This window comes from Sphingomonas nostoxanthinifaciens (assembly GCF_019930585.1).
Classification (GTDB): Bacteria; Pseudomonadota; Alphaproteobacteria; order Sphingomonadales; family Sphingomonadaceae; genus Sphingomonas_I; species Sphingomonas_I nostoxanthinifaciens.
On sequence record NZ_CP082839.1, the window covers coordinates 3,045,986 to 3,065,976 of the forward strand.

General features: G+C 67.7%; 24 protein-coding genes. 10 read left to right on the forward strand and 14 right to left on the reverse strand.

All coding sequences use genetic code 11. The annotated features are described in order from the left end of the window. The first annotated feature begins 59 nt into the window (after positions 1-59). The 3 genes from K8P63_RS14245 to K8P63_RS14255 all read left to right on the forward strand — a co-directional run bounded on the left by K8P63_RS14245 (position 60) and on the right by K8P63_RS14255 (position 2,849). Positions 60-719: a trimeric intracellular cation channel family protein gene (locus tag K8P63_RS14245; RefSeq protein ID WP_223796683.1), complete on the forward strand. Its 660-nt coding sequence runs from the start codon at positions 60-62 to the stop codon at positions 717-719. Positions 720-729: 10 nt separating this feature from the next. Further along, positions 730-1,917 (forward strand): hypothetical protein, encoded by a 1,188-nt coding sequence (locus K8P63_RS14250; RefSeq protein ID WP_223796684.1) that lies wholly within the window; start codon positions 730-732, stop codon positions 1,915-1,917. A 161-nt stretch (positions 1,918-2,078) separates the two neighbouring features. After that, complete coding sequence (locus tag K8P63_RS14255; protein WP_223796685.1) at positions 2,079-2,849, forward strand: TIGR00266 family protein; 771 nt, start codon at positions 2,079-2,081, stop codon at positions 2,847-2,849. Position 2,850: 1 nt separating this feature from the next. Here K8P63_RS14255 and K8P63_RS14260 read toward each other — a convergent pair whose 3' ends face one another. From K8P63_RS14260 to tgt, 3 genes are all read right to left on the reverse strand, one after another. After that, positions 2,851-3,780 (reverse strand): tyrosine-type recombinase/integrase, encoded by a 930-nt coding sequence (locus tag K8P63_RS14260; protein ID WP_398287678.1) that lies wholly within the window; start codon positions 3,778-3,780, stop codon positions 2,851-2,853. Then, entirely contained in the window at positions 3,765-4,295 is a 531-nt protein-coding gene (locus tag K8P63_RS14265) for a DUF484 domain-containing protein (protein ID WP_223799836.1), read from the reverse strand. The genes K8P63_RS14260 and K8P63_RS14265 overlap by 16 nt, the downstream gene beginning before the upstream one ends. A gap of 81 nt (positions 4,296-4,376) precedes the next feature. Next, complete coding sequence (gene tgt / locus K8P63_RS14270; RefSeq protein ID WP_223796686.1) at positions 4,377-5,504, reverse strand: tRNA guanosine(34) transglycosylase Tgt; 1,128 nt, start codon at positions 5,502-5,504, stop codon at positions 4,377-4,379. Positions 5,505-5,620: 116 nt separating this feature from the next. Here tgt and K8P63_RS14275 point away from each other — a divergent pair, with 116 nt between their 5' ends. Together K8P63_RS14275 and K8P63_RS14280 are read left to right on the forward strand one after the other, a co-directional pair. Next, positions 5,621-6,316 carry an EF-hand domain-containing protein gene (locus K8P63_RS14275; RefSeq protein WP_223796687.1) on the forward strand — a complete coding sequence of 232 codons (696 nt, stop codon included), beginning with the start codon at positions 5,621-5,623 and terminating at the stop codon, positions 6,314-6,316. Positions 6,317-6,404: 88 nt separating this feature from the next. Further along, complete coding sequence (locus K8P63_RS14280; RefSeq protein ID WP_223796688.1) at positions 6,405-7,424, forward strand: glucokinase; 1,020 nt, start codon at positions 6,405-6,407, stop codon at positions 7,422-7,424. A 182-nt stretch (positions 7,425-7,606) separates the two neighbouring features. Here K8P63_RS14280 and K8P63_RS14285 read toward each other — a convergent pair whose 3' ends face one another. The 5 genes from K8P63_RS14285 to K8P63_RS14305 form a co-directional block, all read right to left on the reverse strand. Continuing rightward, complete coding sequence (locus tag K8P63_RS14285) at positions 7,607-8,158, reverse strand: F0F1 ATP synthase subunit B family protein (protein ID WP_223796689.1); 552 nt, start codon at positions 8,156-8,158, stop codon at positions 7,607-7,609. Positions 8,159-8,169: 11 nt separating this feature from the next. After that, positions 8,170-8,664 (reverse strand): F0F1 ATP synthase subunit B family protein, encoded by a 495-nt coding sequence (locus K8P63_RS14290; protein WP_223796690.1) that lies wholly within the window; start codon positions 8,662-8,664, stop codon positions 8,170-8,172. A 79-nt stretch (positions 8,665-8,743) separates the two neighbouring features. After that, a complete protein-coding gene (locus K8P63_RS14295; RefSeq protein ID WP_171745022.1) occupies positions 8,744-8,974 on the reverse strand; it encodes a F0F1 ATP synthase subunit C in 231 nt (76 codons plus the stop codon). A 32-nt stretch (positions 8,975-9,006) separates the two neighbouring features. Next, a complete protein-coding gene (locus tag K8P63_RS14300; RefSeq protein WP_223796691.1) occupies positions 9,007-9,795 on the reverse strand; it encodes a F0F1 ATP synthase subunit A in 789 nt (262 codons plus the stop codon). A gap of 49 nt (positions 9,796-9,844) precedes the next feature. After that, the gene (locus K8P63_RS14305) at positions 9,845-10,177 is read right to left on the reverse strand and encodes an AtpZ/AtpI family protein (RefSeq protein ID WP_223796692.1); all 333 of its coding nucleotides are present in this window, start codon (positions 10,175-10,177) and stop codon (positions 9,845-9,847) included. A gap of 158 nt (positions 10,178-10,335) precedes the next feature. On the opposite strand from K8P63_RS14305, the gene radC reads away from it, so the two are divergent. Both radC and purB read left to right on the forward strand, forming a co-directional pair. Beyond that, positions 10,336-11,022 carry a RadC family protein gene (gene radC, locus K8P63_RS14310; protein WP_223796693.1) on the forward strand — a complete coding sequence of 229 codons (687 nt, stop codon included), beginning with the start codon at positions 10,336-10,338 and terminating at the stop codon, positions 11,020-11,022. Positions 11,023-11,098: 76 nt separating this feature from the next. Next, on the forward strand, positions 11,099-12,409 hold the full coding sequence (purB, locus tag K8P63_RS14315; RefSeq protein WP_223796694.1) for an adenylosuccinate lyase: 1,311 nt from the start codon (positions 11,099-11,101) through the stop codon (positions 12,407-12,409). 22 nt (positions 12,410-12,431) lie between these two features. Here the strand turns inward: purB and K8P63_RS14320 are convergent, their stop codons facing one another. Further along, positions 12,432-12,605, reverse strand: coding sequence for a hypothetical protein (locus tag K8P63_RS14320; protein WP_223796695.1), 174 nt, complete (start codon positions 12,603-12,605; stop codon positions 12,432-12,434). 257 nt (positions 12,606-12,862) lie between these two features. Between K8P63_RS14320 and K8P63_RS14325 the strand changes: the two genes are divergently transcribed. Beyond that, complete coding sequence (locus K8P63_RS14325) at positions 12,863-13,696, forward strand: choice-of-anchor P family protein (protein ID WP_223796696.1); 834 nt, start codon at positions 12,863-12,865, stop codon at positions 13,694-13,696. Positions 13,697-13,863: 167 nt separating this feature from the next. Here K8P63_RS14325 and pgmG read toward each other — a convergent pair whose 3' ends face one another. The 3 genes from pgmG to K8P63_RS14340 are packed head-to-tail and all read right to left on the reverse strand — an operon-like array spanning position 13,864 to position 16,484. Beyond that, complete coding sequence (pgmG, locus tag K8P63_RS14330) at positions 13,864-15,246, reverse strand: phosphoglucomutase/phosphomannomutase PgmG (RefSeq protein WP_223796697.1); 1,383 nt, start codon at positions 15,244-15,246, stop codon at positions 13,864-13,866. A gap of 48 nt (positions 15,247-15,294) precedes the next feature. Next, the gene (locus tag K8P63_RS14335; protein WP_223796698.1) at positions 15,295-15,696 is read right to left on the reverse strand and encodes a J domain-containing protein; all 402 of its coding nucleotides are present in this window, start codon (positions 15,694-15,696) and stop codon (positions 15,295-15,297) included. Continuing rightward, complete coding sequence (locus K8P63_RS14340) at positions 15,693-16,484, reverse strand: division plane positioning ATPase MipZ (protein WP_223796699.1); 792 nt, start codon at positions 16,482-16,484, stop codon at positions 15,693-15,695. The genes K8P63_RS14335 and K8P63_RS14340 overlap by 4 nt, the downstream gene beginning before the upstream one ends. 135 nt (positions 16,485-16,619) lie before the next feature. Here K8P63_RS14340 and K8P63_RS14345 point away from each other — a divergent pair, with 135 nt between their 5' ends. Then, positions 16,620-16,892, forward strand: a complete 273-nt coding sequence (locus K8P63_RS14345) for a hypothetical protein (RefSeq protein ID WP_223796700.1) — start codon at positions 16,620-16,622, stop codon at positions 16,890-16,892. Positions 16,893-17,135: 243 nt separating this feature from the next. Continuing rightward, on the forward strand, positions 17,136-17,645 hold the full coding sequence (locus K8P63_RS14350) for a PEPxxWA-CTERM sorting domain-containing protein (protein ID WP_223796701.1): 510 nt from the start codon (positions 17,136-17,138) through the stop codon (positions 17,643-17,645). 48 nt (positions 17,646-17,693) lie between these two features. Here the strand turns inward: K8P63_RS14350 and K8P63_RS14355 are convergent, their stop codons facing one another. Both K8P63_RS14355 and K8P63_RS14360 read right to left on the reverse strand, forming a co-directional pair. Continuing rightward, positions 17,694-18,824, reverse strand: a complete 1,131-nt coding sequence (locus K8P63_RS14355) for an acyltransferase family protein (protein ID WP_223796702.1) — start codon at positions 18,822-18,824, stop codon at positions 17,694-17,696. Between the two features lie 26 nt (positions 18,825-18,850). Beyond that, entirely contained in the window at positions 18,851-19,984 is a 1,134-nt protein-coding gene (locus tag K8P63_RS14360; RefSeq protein ID WP_223796703.1) for a GNAT family N-acetyltransferase, read from the reverse strand. Positions 19,985-19,991: the final 7 nt, after the last annotated feature.

A 19,991-nucleotide genomic window follows, 5' to 3' on the forward strand; every position in this document is an offset into this window, starting at 1 on the left:
GCCCGCGGCTCGTCGCGACGTCTTTCGCCGGGTCGGCGGACCGGGCATGGGGGTGCATCATGTCTCCAATCGTCCCCGCCCTCACCCCGTTCGCGCATCACGTCGCCGCCTTCTCGGCCTCGACGCTACCGTGGCTCGACATCGTCGGCATCGCGGTGTTCGCGGCATCGGGTGCGCTGGCGGCGGCGCGCGACCGGCAGACGATCGTCACGTTCGGCTTCTTCGCCGCGATCACCGGGCTTGGCGGCGGCACGGTGCGGGACGTGCTGATCGGCGCGCCGGTCTTCTGGATGCATGCATCGATGCCGCTGCTCGTCTGCCTGGTGATGACCGTGCTGGTGTGGGCGCTGCCCGAACGGCTGTGGCCACGCCGCGCGCTCGACTGGTTCGACGCGTTCGGGCTGGCAGCCTACACCGTCTACGGCTCGGCCAAGGCGCTGGCGTGGGACATTCCGCCGCTGCCGGCGGTGGGCATGGGCGTCGTCTCGGCCTGCATGGGCGGCATCATCCGCGACGTGGTTGCCGGCGTGCCGTCGATCCTGCTGCGACCCGAACTCTACGTCACCGCCGCCGCGGTCGCCGCCGTGCTTTACGTGACGCTCGAGACGTGGAACCTTCCCTCCTTCACCGCCGCGCTGATCGCGACCGCTGCAGGGTTCGCGCTGCGTGCGGCGGCGATCGTCAAGGGGTTGGGGCTGCCGCTCTATCGCAGCCGATAAGGGAGGACATATGCGGACGGCTTTGCTCACGATCGCGCTGCTCGCCGGCCCCGCATTGGCGGAGACGCCGCCGCAGCATGAGGCGGACGGCTACACACGCTATGAGCTGCTCGCGCCGGAAAGCCACAAGTTCCGCATCACCTACGAGATCACCGCCGCCACGCCCGGCGCGACCGCTTATTACAACCCGATCCGCCCCGGCAGCGCCGCGAGCGACGAGGCGGTGTTCGACCGTGCCACCGGCAAACCGCTCCGCTTCGAGGAGGTCGACGGCGACACCGCGCGGGCGGGCGGCGTGCGCGGCGCCAAGAGCGACGAGCGCTTCATCAAGGTCACGCTCGCACGCCCCGTGCCGCCCGACGGCGGCGGCGGCCGGATCGAGATCGACAAGACCTACGAGGACGCCCCCAGCTATCATGGCGACGGCGACACGATCACCTTCGATCGTCCGCTCGGCGTCAAGAAGAATGCGGTGGTGCTGCCGGCGGGCTATGTGCTCGTATCCTGCAACTATCCGTCGCAGGTAATCCGCCAGGCCGACGGCCGCATCGCCATCGCCTTCTGGAACGTCACGCCGGCGCAGGCGCCGCTCGTGCTGACCGCACGCAAGGCGATGATCGGCACCGCCGCATCCGCGCAGCATGTCGAGGAACGCGCGCACCAGAACCGCAACATCGTTTATTATCTGAAGCCGCCGGAGACGCACGCCTTCGCGCTGACCCACGATTATACCGAGACGAAGGCCGGCACCGCGACCTACGTCAACATCGTGCGCGCCGGCAGCACCGTATCCGAGCCGTCGGCGCGCGATCTCGATACCGGCGCGACGCTCAGCTACGAACTCGTGAAGGGCGATGCGGTCAAACGTGCCGAGCCCGACGCGAAGGATATCGACGCGACCACCACCGCGGTCGTGTTCCATTATCCGCCGATCCCGCAGGGTGGCAGCCGGCGACTGCGCTTCGCCGAGACCTATACCGATCCGGTGCGCTACACATTGGTGGGCGACGAACTCGTCTGGCACCGCGCCTTCGGCCGTGCCGACAATGCGATCGTGCTGCCGGCGGGATGGGAGCTGACCAACAGCTCGATCCCGGCGACCGTCAGCCGCACGCCCGACAACCGCGTCCGCCTCGACTTCCTCAACCCGCGCCCCGACGAGATCGACGTGATCGTGACGGCGAGAAAGGCGGGTTAGTTTCCCACGGCCCGTCACCCCGGCGCAGGCCGGAGTCCAGGCCCGGGCCGTGGGACTGGATCCCGGCCTGCGCCGGGATGACGGTGCTTAAGCTGGCGCAGCTAGGAAGCGCCGACGGCCAGTGCTATAGTCGAATAACTCACCTGTAGAGGGCTTCGCCGATGCGCTATGACATCTCCGGCACGGTCATGCAGACCGTCTCGATCGACCTCCAGCCCGGCGAGAGCCTCGTCAGCCAGACGCATGCGATGGCGTGGATGTCGGACGGCATCAGCATGGACACGCATACCGGCGGCGGGCTGTTCGCGGGCCTGCGCCGCGCGATGAGCGGGGGCAGCCTCTTCATCACCGAATATCGCGCCGATCGGCCCGCGCACATCGCCTTCGCGCCGCGTTTCCCCGGCACCATCCTCGCGCGTACATTGCGGGCGGGCGAATCGCTCATCTGCCGCAAGGAGACGTTCCTGTGCGCCGAGTTTTCGGTGTCGCTGGAGATCGCGCTGCAGCAGCGGCTCGGCGCCGGCCTGTTCTCGGGCGAGGGCTTCATCCTCCAGCGCGTGACCGGGCCCGGCACGGTCTTCCTCGATCTGTCGGGCGAGCTGGTCGAGAAGAATCTCGCGCCGGGCGAGCGCCTGCTGGTCCATGCCGGTCATATCGGTATCCAGGAGCCGACGGTCGCGACCGACATCCAGATGGTGCGCGGCTTCCGCAACGTGCTGTTCGGCGGCGAGGGCCTGTTCCTCGCGACGCTTACCGGCCCCGGCAAGGTGTGGCTGCAATCGATGCCGATCCTCAACCTCGCCGAGGAGATCGCCCGTCACCTGCCGTCCGATGGCGATCGGCCGCGCGGCGGGCTTGGCGCGGCGGTCGGCACGGGCGTCGCCGGCGCGACGATCGGTGGCCTGCTCGGCGGTCTGTTCAGCAACGAATGAGTCAGCCCGCGCGCGGGTGCGCGGCGCGATAGACGTCGAGCAGATGCGCCGCATCGACGCCGGTATAGACCTGGGTCGACGACAGGCTGGCATGGCCGAGCAGTTCCTGCAGCGAACGCAGATCGGCGCCGCGCCCCAGCAGATGGGTCGCGAAGCTGTGGCGCAGCGCGTGCGGGGTCGTGCGCTCGCCGAGGCCCAGCCGGGCGCGCGCGGCCCGCACCGCGCGGCGGATGATGTCGGCCGAGAGCGGCCCGCCCTTCGCCCCGCGGAACAGCGGCTGGTTGCGCCCCGTCGCATAGGGGCAGGCCTCGAGATAGGCCTCGATCGCCGCGCGCACCGGCGCCAGCAGCGGCACCACGCGCGTCTTGGCGCGCTTTCCGGTGACAATCAGCCGATCGCCCAGCGGCAGCGCGGCGCCGGTCAGCGCCATCGCCTCGCCGATGCGCAGGCCGCCGCCATAGAGCAGCAGCAGCACCGCTTTGTCGCGCAGGCCGATCCAGCCGTCGCGCGCTTCCTCCTCCGCATCGTCGGCGATGGCGATGGCGTCGGTGGGGCTGACCGGACGCGGCGCACCGCGCTTCACGCGCGGCCCCCGCAGACGCGGCGGAGCCGCAGCGCCTTCACCCTTTGCGACGAAAGCGAGGAAGCCGCGCAGCGCCGACAGTTCGCGCGCCGCCGAGGCATTGCCGAGCCCCTCGCCGCGTCGCGCCGCGAGGAAAGCGCGCAGTTCGGCCGCGTCGGTCGCGGTGAGCGACGGCGCATCGACAGCGGCCGCGCGATGCTGCCCGAGAAAATGGATCAGGCGCCGTGCGGTGGCGGCATAAGCGCGGATGGTATGTTCGGAGCGGCGACGATCCTGCCGCAGATGCGCCTCCCACGCCGCCGCATTCACGAAGGCAGGATGCGTGTCGAGGGTCAGCGCGGCGGGCACCGCTCCAATATATGCGACATGGCCGATCCGAGAAAGCGCAGCAGCCGCGCCCCGTGCCGTCCCTCGGCCGGGGCGCCCTCGCGCTGGCCGAGCACGATCAGTCCGGTGACGGTCGGCCCGTCGAGGCGGATCAGGGCTTCGTTGCGGACGACTTCGCCCCCCGCGCCGAACAGGGGATGGCCGCGATCGACCAGCCGCAACGTGACCGGCGACAGCGTGGAGGCCATCCGCTCGATCAGGCGCGGTTCGACATCCTTGAGGCCGCGGCGGTCGGCGCGGAAGCCGCCCGACGCATTGGCCCACGCCATCGCCACCGCATCGACGCGCAGCAGCAAAGGCCATTCGCCGGTGACGACCTGCATCAGCGTCTCGGGGGTGTCGGCGGCGAGCGCGGCAAGGACCGCTTCGTGGATCGCGGAGACGGCACCGGCATGGCCGCGCGCGAACGCGACTAAATCCTCGTTGATCTCCTCGATCTCGGCCACCCGTTTCCGGAGCGAGGCCACGGCACCCATCTCAAAGTCGATTCGCTGCATCAGGCGATTCTAGGCCGTTACGGTTAAGGACATTTTGCCATCACCGCGCGGGCGCGGGCTTTACCCGGTCCGATGATAGCGGGTGCGGAATGAATCGGCGAAATCGGCCAGCCGCCCCGCCGCGATCGCGTCGCGCAACGCGGCCATCAGTTGCTGGTAGAACCACAGATTGTGCTGGGTCAGCAGCATCGCTCCGAGCATTTCGCCCGCCTTCACCAGATGATGCAGATAGGCGCGGCTCCAGCCGGCGATCGGCGAGGCCGGATCGATCGGCGCCAGATTCTCCGCCCATTGCGCGTTGCGGATGTTGACCGGCCCATCCCAGGTGAAGGCCTGTCCGTTGCGGCCCGATCGCGTCGGCAGCACGCAATCGAACATGTCGATGCCGCGCTCGACCGCGCCGACGATATCGTCGGGCTTGCCGACGCCCATCAGGTAGCGCGGCCTGTCCGCCGGCAGCATGTCCACCGCGAAGTCCAGCACGCGGAACATCTCCGCCTGCCCCTCGCCCACCGCAAGCCCGCCGACCGCATAGCCGTCGAAACCGATCGCGGTCAGCGCCTCGGCCGAGCGGCGGCGCAAGGCCTCGTCCATCGATCCCTGCTGGATACCGAACAACGCCGACCGCGCCGCATGCTCGACCCCGCTGTCGAACCCGTCGCGCGAGCGCTGCGCCCAGCGCATCGAGCGCTCCATCGACGCCTCGGCGCGCTCGGGCGTAGCCGGGTAGCCGGTGCATTCGTCGAACGCCATGACGATGTCCGAGCCCAGCAGCCGCTGGATCTCCATCGAGCGTTCGGGCGAGATCATGTGGCGCGATCCGTCGAGATGGCTCTTGAACGCCACGCCCTCCTCGCTCTGCTTGGTCAGCGCGGACAGGCTCATCACCTGATAGCCGCCGCTGTCGGTCAGGATCGGCCGGTCCCAGCCCATGAAGGCGTGCAGCCCGCCCAGCCGCGCCACCCGTTCCGCGCCGGGGCGGAGCATCAGGTGATAGGTGTTGCCGAGGATGATGTCCGCGCCGAGCGCACGCACCTCAGCCGGGCGCATCGCCTTCACCGTGCCGGCGGTGCCGACCGGCATGAAGGCGGGCGTGCGGATATCGCCGCGCCGCATGGCGATCGTGCCGGTGCGGGCGCGGCCATCGCGCGCGGCGATCGAGAAGTCGAAGCGGGGACGATCCGTCATGGCGAGGCCGATGCCCGTCCGCATCGTCGCTGTCGAGGCCAACGGTTCGTCTCAAACCCGTTCGGCCGCGCCGAGCGGGGGTGCGCGGGGGCAAAGCCGGCGCTATTGCGGGCGATATGCTTCGTCAGGCCCGTCCGCTCGCCCCGCTCATCCTCGCGCTCGCGGCCGCCGCCGCGCCTGCCCAGCAGCCGCCGGCCGCCCCCGCCCCGCCGACATCGCCGCCGCTCGCGCACTCGACCGGCCCGGACATCACGGTGCAGGGCCAGACCGAGCCCGCAAGCACGGTGCCGATCTCCGGCCCGACCGATTTCATCAGCCCGATGGGCGAACCCTTTCGTTCCGACGACAAATTGTCGGGCGCCGAACATTGGTTCCGCCACGCCGATGCCGACGGCAATGGCCGCCTGACGCTCGCCGAGTTCCGGACCGAAGGGATGCGCTTCTTCACCACGCTCGACACCGATCATGACGATGTGATCGGGCCGGCGGAAATCTCGCATTACGAGGTCGATATCGCACCCGAGGTGACGGTGGTCTCCAGCTATGGCGACGTCACCAAGGCGAAGCAGGATTCGGACGGCAACATCACCGAGCCGCCTTATCCGACGCGGCTCGGCGCCGGCCGTTTCAGCTATCTGCCGATGCCCGAACCGATCACCTATGCCGACACCAATTTCGATCGCGGCGTGACCAAGCTGGAATTCGCCAAGGCGATCGAGATCCGGTTCAAGATGCTCGACGCCAATGGCGACGGCGCGATCACCCGGCAGGAACTGCCGAAACTCGGTTCGCCGCACGACAATTACCGCTAAGGGCCGGTTACGTCGGCTGGCGCCGCGACCGCGGGCGCGCTAATCGCCCCGGCGAGGGCTGCGGCCTAGCGAACAGGAGTGACGAAGCATGGCGAATTGGCGGGGCCGGGACGACGATGCGGCCGGATCGCCCGGAGTGGTCGCCGATATCGGCGGCACGAATGCCCGCTTCGCCACCGCGACCAAGGATGCGTCGGGCAAGATCACGCTGGAAAACCGCGTGACGCTGCGCACCGCCGACTTTCCGAGCTTCGAGAGCGCCTTCCAGAATTATGCCGCCGGGCTGGCGACGCCGCCGTCGGAGGGCGTGTTCGCGCTCGCCTCGCCGATCAACAGCGACGAGATCAAGCTGACCAACAATCCGTGGGTGCTGCGCCCCTCGTCGCTCGCCGGGCGGCTCGGGCTGGAGCGGGTGCGGCTGGTCAACGATTTCGAAGCGATCGCGCGCAGCATCGGCTGCCTCCAGCCCGACGAGTTCGATTCGATCACGCAGTCGCCGTTCGCACTGCCGCAGGACGGCGTCGTCAGCGTGGTCGGCCCGGGCTCGGGCCTCGGCGTAGGGTTGCTGCTGCGCCGTGGCGGCACGAGCAACATCATCGCCTGCGAGGGCGGCCATGTCGGCTTTGCCCCCGCCGACGAGATCGAGCAGCACATCCTGCGCTTCGTGCAGGGCCGCTATCCGCGCGTCTCGGCCGAGCGACTGATCTCCGGGCCGGGGCTGGTCCACGTCTACATCGCGCTCGCCGAGCTCGATGGCCGGGCGATCGTGCCGCCGCATGCGGTGCCGCTGTGGCGCGCAGCGTTGGAAGATGGCGAGCCGCATGCCTGCGCCGCGGTCGAGCGCTGGCTGATGCTGCTCGGCGCCTTCGCCGGCGACATGGCGCTGGCGCACGGCGCGGTGGCGGTGGTGCTGGCAGGCGGCATCCTGCCGCGCTTCGAGGGCAAGATCGACCTGACCCCGATGGTCTCGCGCTTCCAGGCCAAGGGCCGGTTCGAGGCGATGATGGGCCGCATGCCGATCGGCGCGATCAAGCATCCCGAGCCGGGCCTGCTCGGTGCGGCGACGGTGCTGTTGGAAGAGCCGGCGCAGGATCGCGCGGCGGCCTGAAGGGTCCGCTTACCTTATTGCGAATGTCATGCCGGACTTGTTCCGGCATCCACCGCGCGGCGGGCGACAATGTGAATGATTGAGCCGCAGCGCATGTCTGCCGGTGGACCCCGGAACAAGTCCGGGGTGACGAAGGGCCGGTAAGGTTCAGCCCTTTTTGACGGCAGTGTGAGAGCAGCGGCTCAGTTCAGCCGCTGGCCGAGGCCGGCGATGGTGCGATCGACCAAGGTCTTGTCGTTGCCGGCGTCGAGCTGCTCGGCGATCACGGCCGCCGCGGCGGCGGTCGCGGCAGCGGCGGCGCGGGCGCGCACCTCGGCCACGGCGGTGCGTTCGGCCGCGGTGATCTTTTCTTCGGCGAGGCGCGTGCGGCGCTCGACCAGCAATTCGCTGTCGGCTTTGGCCTTGGCGAGCAGGCTGTTGGCTTCGTCGGTCGCGCGACCGACGATCGCAGCCGCTTCGCCGTCCGCCGCCGCGGCCTTGGCCTGATATTCGGCGCGCAGCGCTTCGGCTTCGGCGCGCAGCCGCGTCGCCTCATCGAGCTGCTGGCGGATCGTCGCGATCTTCTTGTCGAGGCCGCGCGCGATCAGGCCGGGCACGCCCTTGACGAGCATGATGACCACCACGACGATCATCGACAGCGCGACCCAACCGCCGGGCGAGAGGCCCAGCGCGCTGTCCTCATGCTCCAGCTGGCCGGGATTGGCGACGGTGCTTGCGGTCAGATTATTGTTCATGGGACCGTTCCTCAGCCCTGCGCCATCGCGTCGGCGACCGCCGCCGCGACGCGTGCCCGATCGGCCGAAAGGCCGGCGACCCGCGTGACGATATCCTGGGCGGCGTCGATCGCGACCGCTTCGATATGGCTGATCGCCTCGACCTCAGCGGCACGCAGCGCGCGCTCGGCGTGAGCGATGCGCTGCGCGATATCGACGTCGGCCGACTTGAGCCGCAACTCGATCACCGTTCCCGCATGCGCTTTCGCGGCGAGAGCGGCGGCGTGCGCCGTGGCGCGCGCCTCCGAAAGCTTGGTCTGGTAGGTGACATCGGCCTCGTCAGCCGCGGCACGTGCCTGCTTGGCGGCGGCGAGATCGCCGCTGATGCGCGCATCGCGATCGGCGATCGTCTTCTCGATGCGCGGCAACATGGCGCGGCCGATGCCGAAATAGATCAGCGCGAACACCACCACCAGCCAGAAGAGCTGGGAGGCGTAGATGGTGGCGATCTGGTCTATCTGGGGCATCGGGTTTCCGCGCTGTGGCCGTAACAAATCGGGAACGTCGAGGGATGCGGATGCACCCCCCGTTGTCCCCGAACGGCGCTTACTTGACGACGAACAGGATGAGGATCGCGATGACGAACGCGATCAGGCCCAGCAGCTCGGCGGCGGCGAAGCCGATGAACAGGCGGCCCTGCTGGCCGTCGGCGGCACCCGGGTTGCGCAGCGCGCCCTCGAGGAACGAGCCGAACACGTTGCCCACGCCCAGCGCGGCCATGCCCACGCCGATTGCGGCGAGACCGGCGCCGATCACCTTGGCAGATGCGAGATCCATGATGTGTCTTCCCTTGTTGGTTTCGGTTGAGATCAGTGAAGGTTGATGGCGTCGTTCAGGTAGAGCGACGTCAGGAGCGCGAACACATAGGCCTGGATCGCGGCGACCAGCAGCTCCAGCGCCGAAATGCCGACGATCATCACGAAGCTGAGGATCGCGACGACCGGGCCGAGCGGGCCGCCGGCGTGGATGCCCTGCACGATGAAGCTGGCGAACACGTCGAGCAGGATGTGCCCGGCAGTCATCGCCACAAACAGTCGCAGGCCGAGGCTGAATGGCCGCACCAGGAAGCTCGCCAGCTCGATCACGAAGATCAGCGGAATCATCAGCTTCGGCGTGCCGTGCGGGATGAACAGCGAGAAGAAGTGGAAGCCATGCTTCAGGAAGCCGACGATCAGCACGATCGAGAAGCTGAAGAAGGCCAGAACCGCCGTGACGGTGATGTGGCTCGTCACGGTGAAGGGGTGCCAGCCGGGCACGATGCCGAGCGGGAACAGTCCGATGAAGTTCGCGAACAGGATGAACATGAACAGCGAGAAGACGTAGGGCGTGAAATGCCGCCCCTTCGGCCCGATGCTGCTCGTCATCATATTGTCGACGAACGAGGTAACGCCCTCGACCGCAGCCTGCCAGCGACCGGGCACGAGCGAGCGCTTCATGCCGCCCAGCATGAACACCCACAGCACCGCCATCGTCAGCACCATGAACAGTGCCGAATTGGTGAAGCTGATATCGTAGCCGCCAAGCATCAGGTGCCGGCCCAGCACGGGCTCGACCTGGAACTGGTGCATCGGATCGATACCGGACCCCTCAGCCGCCACTCGCTTCAACCCCCAAAATCAACGTCTTGATATGCCCAAAGCGCCCGGATCACTCCGGACGCTCGCTAGAAATCCGTATGATGTTCCTGAAAGCGACCACAACCCCAAGGGCCAGCAGCGCCAACAGGAACCATGGCGTCGTGCCGAACCAGCGGTCCAGCAACCAGCCGATCAGCGCGCCGCCGGCCGGGCCCGCGACAAGCTCGGTCAGAACCCGGCTTCCCTGGCGATAGCCCGGCTCGGGCTTGCGCTGGGCCGTGCCCGTCCGTGCCTGCTCGGTGTCCGTGGCAGCCTTCAACTGCGCATCCAGCGTGGAGAGCCGGGCGTCGCCAAAGGAATGTCGGTCACCGATCGGACCCTGCCCGGGCTCGTTTGCCGCCACGCTCTCTCCATCCAACCCGTATCGGGCCGGCCGGCGATCGCGCCGGCGGGCGAGCCCGTCAGGCCCGGTCCCTTTAAGTAGGGGGTAAGCCCGAGTCAATAAAGCGGGTTCGGGACGCCACTTGGTGCCTTCCGCGATCATGGCTAGGCTCGGTGTCCATGAGCGACGCCGATCCCGCCACCGACGCCAGCGGCCATCGCGAGCGGCTGCGCCGGCGGCTGCTCGACGGCGGCGAGGATGCGCTGCTCGATCACGAGCTGATCGAATATCTCCTCAGCCTGTCGATCCGGCGGCAGGACACCAAAGGGATCGCGCGACGGCTGCTGGCGGAGTTCGGCAGCTATGGCGCAGTGATCGCCGCCGATCCCGAATCGCTCGCCCGCGCCGGACTGGGCGAGACGAGCGTCGCCGCGCTCAAGATCGCGCACGCCTCCGCGATCCGGCTGCTGCGCGGCGAGGTCGCGCAGCGCCCGGTGCTGGCGAGCTGGCAGGCGCTGGCCGATTATCTGCGCGCACTGATGGCGCACCGCATGACCGAGAGCGCCCGCGTGCTCCACCTCAACACCAAGAACGTCCTGATCCGCGACGAACTGGTGTCGGAAGGCTCGATCGACCAGGCGGCGATCTATGTGCGCGAGGTGGCGCGCCGCGCGCTGGAGCTGGGCTCGGCCGCGATCATCCTCGTCCACAACCACCCCAGCGGCGATCCCACCCCGTCGCGGCAGGATATCAGCCTCACCCGCGAAGTGGTGGCGGCGCTGCGGCCGCTCGGCATCCAGGTCCACGATCACGTCATCGTCGGCACGCAGGGACAGACGAGCCTGCGCGCGCAGGGGCTGATATGAACGGCGCCCGTCATTGATGCCTGCGCGCGCCGCTGGTAGGCGCGCCGCATTCCCTTAATCGTCGAAAGCCGCCGACATGATCCCGCGTTATTCCCGCCCCGAGATGGTCGCCCTGTGGGAGCCGCAGACCCGATTCCGCATCTGGTTCGAGATCGAGGCCTATGCCACCGACGCGCTGGCCGAGCTGGGCGTGGTGCCGAAGGAGGCCGCCGCGCGCATCTGGGAGGCGGACAAGGCGGCCGGCGATTTCGACATCGCCCGGATCGACGCGATCGAGGCCGAGACCAAGCACGACGTCATCGCCTTCCTGACCCACGTCTCCGAGCGGACCGGGCCCGAGGCGCGCTTCCTCCATCAGGGCATGACCTCGTCCGACGTGCTCGACACCTGTCTCGCGGTTCAGCTCGCGCGCGCGTCGGACATATTGCTCGCCGACATCGACAAGCTGCTCGACGTGCTCAAACGGCGCGCGTTCGAGCATAAGCTGACGCCCACGATCGGCCGCAGCCACGGCATCCACGCCGAGCCCGTCACCTTCGGCCTCAAGCTGGCCGAGGCCTATGCCGAATTCGCGCGCAACCGGAAGCGGCTGGAAGCGGCGCGTGCCGACATCGCCACCTGCGCCATTTCCGGCGCGGTCGGCACCTTCGCCAATATCGACCCGCGCGTGGAGGAGTATGTCGCCGCGAAGCTCGGCCTCGCGGTCGAGCCGGTCTCGACCCAGGTGATCCCGCGCGATCGCCACGCCATGTTCTTCGCGACGCTCGGCGTGATCGCCTCGTCGATCGAGCGGCTGGCGGTCGAGATCCGCCACCTGCAGCGCACCGAGGTGCTGGAGGCGGAGGAATATTTCTCGCCCGGCCAGAAGGGCTCGTCGGCGATGCCGCACAAGCGCAACCCGGTGCTGACCGAGAATCTGACCGGCCTCGCCCGCATGGTGCGCGGCTATGTCACGCCCGCGCTGGAGAATGTCGCGCTGTGGCACGAGCGCGACATCAGCCATTCCTCGGTCGAGCGCTATATCGGCCCCGACGCGACGATCACGCTGGATTTCGCGCTGGCGCGGCTGACCGGCGTGGTCGACAAGCTGCTGATCTATCCGGCGCGCATGCAGAAGAACCTCGATCGCATGGGCGGCCTCGTTCACTCGCAGCGCGTGCTGCTGGCGCTGACGCAGGCGGGCGTCAGCCGGGAGGATGCCTACCGACTCGTCCAGCGTAACGCGATGAAGGTGTGGGAGTCGGACGGCGCCCTGTCATTGCTCGACCTGCTGAAGGCCGATCCGGAGGTCACGCTGTCCGACGCCGAACTCGAAGAGAGGTTCGACCTCGGCTATCATTTCAAGCAGGTGGACACGATCTTCGAACGGGTGTTCGGCGCCGCCTGAAACGGCGAGCGCCGGGCGCGACTCAGCAGGCCGCGGCGGCACCGCAGTCGGGCTGTTCCTGGCGGGCCGCGAGCAGCTCGATCACCAAGGACAGGTGGGCAGCCAGCGCATATTCGCGCTGGGTCATCAGCATACCGTCGGCTTCACGCAGCAGGACAAGACATCGCTGGATCATCATCGGACTCATCATCGTCATCACCTCTTTTCGGGTTGAAAGTGTGCGCGAGCTAACGGCTGACGGCCGATTCCGGAACCCGGCAGGGGTTAAGACTCGGTCAAGCCTTGTAAACGACGCCCGAAAAGTGGCTCCAACCGCGCAAAGTTCGCAATTCGAACTCCACCGGATGACGTAAAATACGGGTGGTTGATGCTTTAGTCCTTAACGCCCGATCGGCGTTGTTCTTCCCTGCTCCGGTGCGAGGTAACCCGGTCTCACCTTCCAGGGAGGCCGCAATGAAGCGTTCACTTGCTATCCATCTTGCCCCGGTCGCACTTCTGCTGTGCGGCACCGGAGCCCAGGCCACCACCACTCTCACCAGCGCCGCTTCCGCGGTTTCGACCAGCCTCAACGTGGCTGGCGTCGTGAAAGTAAACACCACCATCGCCGGCGTCTCGGGCACGGCCGGCACGGCTTACGACAACACGGGTAACGTCGCCAGCGTCAACCTGACCACGCCGTTGGTCAGCGGCATCGTCAGCGCCGGCAGCAAGGTCACGACCGGCGTCGTCTCGACCGAGGCCTTTTCCTCGGCGCCCTGGTCGGCCACCGGCACCGCCAACGTCGCCGGCGCGAACATCGCGCTCTATACCCAGCTGCTGAGCGCCATCCCGCTCACGTCGATCGGCATCTCGCTCAACGCGATCAGCTCGATGACGACCGTCGGCCTGGGTGCCAACGGCTATTACGGCACGGGCAGCTCGAGCATCGCCGGCCTGGCGCTGTCGGGCTCGGTACTCGGTGCGCTCGGCATCAACACGTCGCTGATCTCGAACCCCAGCGCCAGTACCGTGCTGGCGACGCTGCCGGGCCTGACGCTGACGCTCAACGAGCAGATCACCTCGACACTGACCAACGGCCTGTCGATGAGCACCAATGCACTCCACCTGGCGCTCAATGATTATGCGTTCGACGGCCAGCTGCTCTCGGGCGACATCATCCTCGGCCATTCCGAGGCATCGATCACCGGCGCGGTGCCCGAGGCATCGAGCTGGGCAATGATGGTGGTGGGCTTCGGCCTGCTGGGCGGGCTTGCCCGCCGACGTAAGCCCGTTCCGCTCAACGCCTGACCCCCCCGACAGGCGACGGAACGGCCCCCTTCCGCCTTTCGAGGCGGGAGGGGATACTCTCCCCGATCATCGAGATCGGCATGCTCCTGCGCAGGCGGGGGCCCGGCGGCCAAAATGGCGCACCTGGCCCTGGACCCCCGCTTCCGCAGGAGCATAACCTTACCGCGTCAGTGCCCCGCCTGCGGGCCGCGCTCCAGCCCTGACAAGGCGAGCTGCTCGTCGATCTGCGCCAACAGCCGCGCGAGCCCCGCCTCGTCCTTCGCCTCCGCCCGCGCGACCAGCACGTCCTGCGTGTTCGATGCGCGCAGCAGCCACCAGCCATCCACCGTATCGACCCGCGCGCCATCGGTGCGGTTCACGTCGGCGCCGCTGGCCTCAAGCCGGTCCAGCACCTCGTCGACCACTGCGAACTTGCGGCTCTCGTCGACCTGGAAGCGCATTTCGGGCGTGTTGACCAAGGCAGGCATCGCGCTCTTCAGATCGGTCAGCGAGCCGCCCAGCACGCGCACCGCGCCCATCAGACGAACCGCCGCATACAGCGCATCGTCGAAGCCGTAATATTCGTGGCGGAAGAAGATATGGCCCGACATCTCGCCCGCGAGCGGGCTGTCGGTCTCCTTCATCTTGACCTTGATGAGGCTGTGGCCGGTCTTCCACATCAGCGGCGTGCCGCCCAGCTCGGCGATCCGGTCGTAAAGCGCCTGGCTCGCCTTCACGTCGGCGATGATCGTGGCGCCCGGCTCGGCGCGGAGCACCGGCTCGGCGAGGATCGAGAGGATCTGGTCGCCCCACACCACCCGGCCCGCGCCGTCGATCGCGCCGATCCGGTCGGCATCGCCATCGAACGCGATGCCGAAATCGAGCCCCTTCTCGGCGACCAGCACCTTGAGGTCGGCGAGGTTCTTCTCCTCGGTCGGGTCGGGATGATGGTTGGGGAAGCTGCCGTCTATCTCGGTGTAGAGCAGGTGATGCTCGCCAGGCAGCCGTGCGACCAGTTTCTCCAGCACACGCCCGCCGGCACCGTTGCCATTGTCCCAGCCGATGCGGAAGGCGCCGCCCGAATAGCCGGCGAGCAGCCGTTCGACGTACATATCCTCGATATCATAGTCGGAAACCTCGCCGGTCCCCTCCTCCCAGTCGCCCGCCTCGGCCATCGCGCCGATCGACTGGATCTGCTCGCCGAAGAAGGGCCCGTGCTGCAGCACCATCTTGAAGCCGTTATATTCGGCCGGGTTGTGGCTGCCGGTGATCTGGATCGCGCCATCCACCTCGATCACGGCTTCGGCGAAATAGAGCATCGGCGTCGGGCCGAGGCCGATGCGCACCACGTCGACACCGCTGCCGGTCAAACCACGCACCAATGCTTCCTCCAGCACCGGCGACGAGACGCGACCGTCGCGGCCCACCGCGACGCGCGTACCACCGGCACGGCGCACGTGCGTCGCGAAGCCGCGCCCGATCGCATAAGCGTCGTCAGGCCCCAGCGTCTTCCCGACGATGCCGCGTATGTCATACTCGCGAAGCGAGGTGGGGTCGAAACGGTGGGCCATGATCACTCCTGTTCGGTGATCCCCTATACGCCCGACCACCGTTACGGTTCAGCGACGACCCCGCAGCAGCGCGTCACGCGCGGCATTCACCTCGGCGGCGAGATCGGCCGAGCCGCCGTGATCGGGGTGGACCCGTCCGACCAGCCGGCGATGCGCGGCGCGGATCGTCTCGGGCGACGCATCCGCGGGAACGTCGAGCACCCGCCGCGCGCGATCGAGCGTCATTTGTGGGGCGCTGCGCGGCGGGCCCGCACGCCGGAACCACAGCCACCAGCCCGCGCCGCCGAGCCCGATCAGGCCCGTCAGTTCCTCGCCGCGCGACAGCAGCCGCAGGCCGACAAGTGCGGCGGCCACCGCCGCGACGTCGCCGATGCGCATCGCCTGCGCGTCGCGCGTCTTCCACGCCCACCAGCCGACCGCCATCGCGGCCAGAAGGATCAGGCCGGTCACGCCGCCTCGGGCTGCCGCGCGGGCGTCGCTTCGGGCAGCTGGAGCCCGGCGATCAGTTCGCGCAGCTCGCCACGCGCGGCGACATGCGCCAGCCCGGCATCCTGGCCGATCGCTGCGAGATCGAGCAGCGTCAGCCCCTTGGGAAACAGCTCGCGATAGATCACGCGCTCGGACAAACCGGGGATGACGCGGAAGCCGACCCGCTTGGACAGTTCGGCCAGCGCCAGCGCCACGCGCTTCATGTTGCGCGCCTCCAGATGCTGGAGGCGGTTGCGCAGCACCACCCAGTCGACCGTGCCGCCATCGGTCTTGGCGCGGGCCTTGCGCGCATCCCACACCAATTCGGCATAGAAGCTCGGCCGCTTGACCTTGTAGCTGTCGGAATCGACCTGACCGATCAGGTCGAGATCGACGAAGCTGTCGTTGATCGGGGTGACGAGCGTGTCGGCGGTCGAGATCGCGGCGCGGACATAATCGTCGTCACGGCCCGGCGTATCGACGATCAGCATATCGGCATCGGCGGCGAGCGCGTCGAGTTGCGCACGGATGTCATTGTCCTTGGCCGGATCGAACGTGGCGTAGATCGGCATCGGCAGATCGAGCCCGTCGCGCTTCATCAACACGGCGCGATTGTCGAGATAGCGGCCGAGCGTGCGCTGGCGCGTATCGAGATCGAGCGTCGCGACGCGCGCACCCCGCGCGGCGAGCGCCACGGCGGTATGCACGGCGCTGGTCGACTTGCCCGAACCCCCTTTTTCATTGGCGAAGACGATGCGGTGCGCGGCCATGATTCTTTCCGTCGAGGATTGCTGTCCGGCGTTTAGTCGAACCCGCACGAGTGGCGCAACGCCGGCCCTCAAGGATGGTGACCAAGCGTCGTTAACAGGGAGAGACGAAGCGAAAGGTCAAGGCGTATGTCACGGATGGCGCAGTGGGACGAACTGTACGAAAGTGCCTCATGGGGCGACGAAGTCGCCGCGTTCGAGCTGGCGATGGGCCATGCCAGCGGCAGCGGCGGGCTGGCGGTCGACCTGGTCAAGGCGCATTGCTGGTTCAATGTGGCGGCGGCGCGCGGCTATGAGCCGGCAGCGGCATGGCGCAGCGAAATCGCGAGCGAGATGACCGCGCGGCAGGTGTCCGATGCGCAGAAGCTCGCCCGCGCGACGCTGTCGGCCGGGATGAAGCGCGCGGCGTGAAGCCTGCCGATCGGCGCCTTAAGAAGTCATACGAGGCCGATTGATCGGCCGATACTTTTCATGGCCGGTCGATTTGAAGTAGATCGTGGTTAACAATTCCCCTATACTACGCTGAGTCGTCTATGGGGGAAGACTGTCATGAAGATATGGCCTCTGGCAGCTTGCGCTGCGTGCATCTACACACCAGTCGACGCAACGATTTAAACCCAAAGCTTCTATTCAGAGTTCCAGTCGCACGGAACGATGGTCGGCGCGGCGTTTTTGCCGCGTGTGAGCGGACCGATCGCCGCTATTTCGATCGACTTCACAAGTACGCTCGAAGACGGATTCCACGATTCCGTGCCATATACGGGTCAGTTTGATTATACTGGCTGGCTCGGGATCGAAGTGGGGGGCACAGGCTTCTTCGACCTGCTGAATCCCATCTCCGGCAAGGTTACGTGCGTGGTCAGCGAGATATATTGCGACCTGTCGTTGTCCGCATCGTATCATTATGATCTGACCTCGTCTCAAATCAGTGTTTTGACGGGCACCGGAACGTCTCCTATTCGCGTCGCGGCGGACAGCATGGCGTTCCTCAGGGGCGAAGGCGCCGAGGTCGGCGCGATCTCCGCGAGCGGCACGATCACCTATACGTTGATCGACCCGGGGGGGGTGCCCGAACCGTCGACCTGGGCGATGATGGTCGGTGGGTTCGGCATGGCCGGCACCGCGCTGCGTCAGCGCCGCCGGCTGACGGTCCGGGCAATCTGACGATCGCGGGGAGCGGGCCTGCGGGCCCGCTCCTTCCTGTAGTTCGCGTCAGGCGCCGATGCGACGGCGCAGGCGGGCGCGGATCGGCACGTCGTAGAAGGTGAACGCCACCCACGCGACGAGCAGCACGAAGGCGAGCAGAGCGGTTCCGATCACCCACGACGCCCCGGTCGACGGGTGCGCGGTCGCGACATAGTTCATCCACGCATAAGCGAACGGAAAGTGGGTGATGTAGAGCGGATAGGAAATCCGCCCGCTCGCCTTGCACAGGCCGATCATACCGGCGCCCGCATCCGAATGCGCGCCCAGCAGCACGATCGCAGGGAAGAGCAGCACGACGCAGGCAGCCTCGTACAGCCCGTTCCAGCGAATGCCGTGCGCATCCGGCAAGGTCGGCATGGCGAAGGCCACGATCAGCACCAGGCTGAGCGGCAACAGGCCCAGCCGCACGCGCGGCAGCCGATGACGCACGCGATACAGCCAGAGGCCAATGACGAACGGATAGGCGAGCCGCACCGGCGCCATCCAGAGCTTGTCCCAGCCCCAGCCGCGATCGAGCGTGCCCAGCGCCAGCCCGCTCGCCACCAGTGCCACGGCAGCCAGCACCGCCACCAGCCCCAGCGCGCGCGCCGAAAGCCGCCGCAGCGCCAGCGCATAGGCGATATTGCCGATATATTCCTGCAGCAGCGTCCAGCACGGTCCATCGAGCGGATGCGTATCCTCCCAGCGGTTGGGCAAGGGCCGGCTTGGCAGTAGCAGCAGCCCGAGCGCGAACGCCGTCATCACGGCCTTGAGCGGCGCAGCCTGCGCCCCGCCCGCGAAGGGATCGAGCAGGTAGCTCGCCAGCCCCAGCGTCACGCCCAATACCGCCAGCGGGTGCAGCCGGATCAGCCGCAGTGCGAGGAAGTGGCGCACCGTCATGCGCGGCCAGCGATCGTCATAGGCATAGCCGATGACGAAGCCCGACAGCGCGAAGAAGAAGTCCACCGCCAGCGGCGCATGATGCAGCACCACCTTGTCGCCGAGGAAGCCGACGGTGATGCCCTGGATATGAAACAATACGACCAGCAAAGCCGCCGTGCCGCGCAGCCCGTCGAGCACCTCGAAATGCTGCTTGCCCGTGGCGGTCGCGTCGGGCGCACCGGCGCCAGCCGATGCGGTCAGTTCATCCGCGCGCATTATCCCCTCCTCCTCGCTGCCGGCCGCTATTCGTCTTTGCGGTACGGTCCCACTTCGTCGAGCGCCTCGATATCCGCCTCGATCGCGCGGCGCTCATGTTCCAGATAATCGGCCACCGCGCGGCGAAAGCCCGGATGCGGAATGTAGTGCGCCGAATAGGTCTCGGTCGGTTGATAGCCGCGCGCCAGCTTGTGCTCGCCCTGCGCGCCCGCCTCCACCGTCGACAGGCCGCGCGCGATCGCGGCGTCGATCGCCTGATAATAGCATAGCTCGAAATGGAGGCAGGGCACCTCCTCGGTGCAGCCCCAATAGCGGCCGTAGAGCGTGTCGTCGCCGAGCAGGTTGAGCGCGCCCGCGATCGGCCGCCCGTCGCGCAGCGCCAGCATCAGGATGATGCGATCGCCCATCCGCTCGCCCAGCAGGGTGAAGAATTGACGCGTCAGGTAGGGGCGGCCCCATTTGCGGCTGCCGGTATCCTGATAGAAGCGCCAGAAGGCATCCCAATGCTCGCGCCGGATCTCGTCGCCCGAGAGGTGGACGAATTCCAGCCCCTCGCGCGCGGTGGCGCGCTCCTTGCGGATGCTCTTGCGTTTGCGTGACGAGAGCGCACCGAGGAAATCGTCGAACGTCGCATAATCGCGATTATGCCAGTGGAACTGGCGATCCGCGCGGATCAGCCAGCCTGCCGCCTCGAACAACGGCACCTGATCGACAGCGACGAAGGTGGCGTGGGCGGACGACAGATCGTGCCGCTTGACCACCGCCTCGGCCGCGGCGATCAACGCGGGCGCGAGCGCGGGATCGCGCAGCAGCAGACGCGGGCCCGGCACCGGCGAGAAGGGCACCGCGATCTGGAGCTTGGGGTAATAAGAGCCGCCGGCCTGCGTCCACGCATCCGCCCAGCCATGGTCGAACACATATTCGCCCTGGCTGTGGCTCTTGGCATAAGCCGGCATGACCGCGGCGGGGGCGCCATCCGCGCCATCGACGATGATCGGGATCGGCTGCCACCCGGCCTGCGCGATCGCGCTGCCCGAATCCTCGAGCGCCGAGAGGAAGGCGTGGCTGACGAAGGGGTTGGCGGTGCCGGCGCAGGCGTCCCACTGGTCGGCTGGAATCGCGGCGATGCCATCGGCGAGGCGCGCGACGACCCCCGTCATGCGCGGA

Excerpts from the sequence above, each read along its gene's own strand:
- K8P63_RS14255 (WP_223796685.1), top strand. The coding sequence starts at position 2,079 with ATGCGCTATGACATCTCCGGCACGGTCATGCAGACCGTCTCGATCGAC.
- K8P63_RS14275 (WP_223796687.1), top strand. The coding sequence starts at position 5,621 with ATGCTTCGTCAGGCCCGTCCGCTCGCCCCGCTCATCCTCGCGCTCGCG.
- K8P63_RS14320 (WP_223796695.1), bottom strand. The coding sequence starts at position 12,605 with ATGACGATGATGAGTCCGATGATGATCCAGCGATGTCTTGTCCTGCTG.
- K8P63_RS14250 (WP_223796684.1), top strand. The coding sequence starts at position 730 with ATGCGGACGGCTTTGCTCACGATCGCGCTGCTCGCCGGCCCCGCATTG.
- K8P63_RS14265 (WP_223799836.1), bottom strand. The coding sequence starts at position 4,295 with ATGGGTGCCGTGGCCTCGCTCCGGAAACGGGTGGCCGAGATCGAGGAG.
- K8P63_RS14280 (WP_223796688.1), top strand. The coding sequence starts at position 6,405 with ATGGCGAATTGGCGGGGCCGGGACGACGATGCGGCCGGATCGCCCGGA.
- K8P63_RS14290 (WP_223796690.1), bottom strand. The coding sequence starts at position 8,664 with ATGCCCCAGATAGACCAGATCGCCACCATCTACGCCTCCCAGCTCTTC.
- purB (WP_223796694.1), top strand. The coding sequence starts at position 11,099 with ATGATCCCGCGTTATTCCCGCCCCGAGATGGTCGCCCTGTGGGAGCCG.
- K8P63_RS14355 (WP_223796702.1), bottom strand. The coding sequence starts at position 18,824 with ATGCGCGCGGATGAACTGACCGCATCGGCTGGCGCCGGTGCGCCCGAC.
- K8P63_RS14345 (WP_223796700.1), top strand. The coding sequence starts at position 16,620 with ATGGCGCAGTGGGACGAACTGTACGAAAGTGCCTCATGGGGCGACGAA.
- tgt (WP_223796686.1), bottom strand. The coding sequence starts at position 5,504 with ATGACGGATCGTCCCCGCTTCGACTTCTCGATCGCCGCGCGCGATGGC.
- K8P63_RS14325 (WP_223796696.1), top strand. The coding sequence starts at position 12,863 with ATGAAGCGTTCACTTGCTATCCATCTTGCCCCGGTCGCACTTCTGCTG.
- K8P63_RS14360 (WP_223796703.1), bottom strand. The coding sequence starts at position 19,984 with ATGACGGGGGTCGTCGCGCGCCTCGCCGATGGCATCGCCGCGATTCCA.
- K8P63_RS14350 (WP_223796701.1), top strand. The coding sequence starts at position 17,136 with ATGGTCGGCGCGGCGTTTTTGCCGCGTGTGAGCGGACCGATCGCCGCT.
- K8P63_RS14340 (WP_223796699.1), bottom strand. The coding sequence starts at position 16,484 with ATGGCCGCGCACCGCATCGTCTTCGCCAATGAAAAAGGGGGTTCGGGC.
- pgmG (WP_223796697.1), bottom strand. The coding sequence starts at position 15,246 with ATGGCCCACCGTTTCGACCCCACCTCGCTTCGCGAGTATGACATACGC.
- radC (WP_223796693.1), top strand. The coding sequence starts at position 10,336 with ATGAGCGACGCCGATCCCGCCACCGACGCCAGCGGCCATCGCGAGCGG.
- K8P63_RS14295 (WP_171745022.1), bottom strand. The coding sequence starts at position 8,974 with ATGGATCTCGCATCTGCCAAGGTGATCGGCGCCGGTCTCGCCGCAATC.
- K8P63_RS14285 (WP_223796689.1), bottom strand. The coding sequence starts at position 8,158 with ATGAACAATAATCTGACCGCAAGCACCGTCGCCAATCCCGGCCAGCTG.
- K8P63_RS14245 (WP_223796683.1), top strand. The coding sequence starts at position 60 with ATGTCTCCAATCGTCCCCGCCCTCACCCCGTTCGCGCATCACGTCGCC.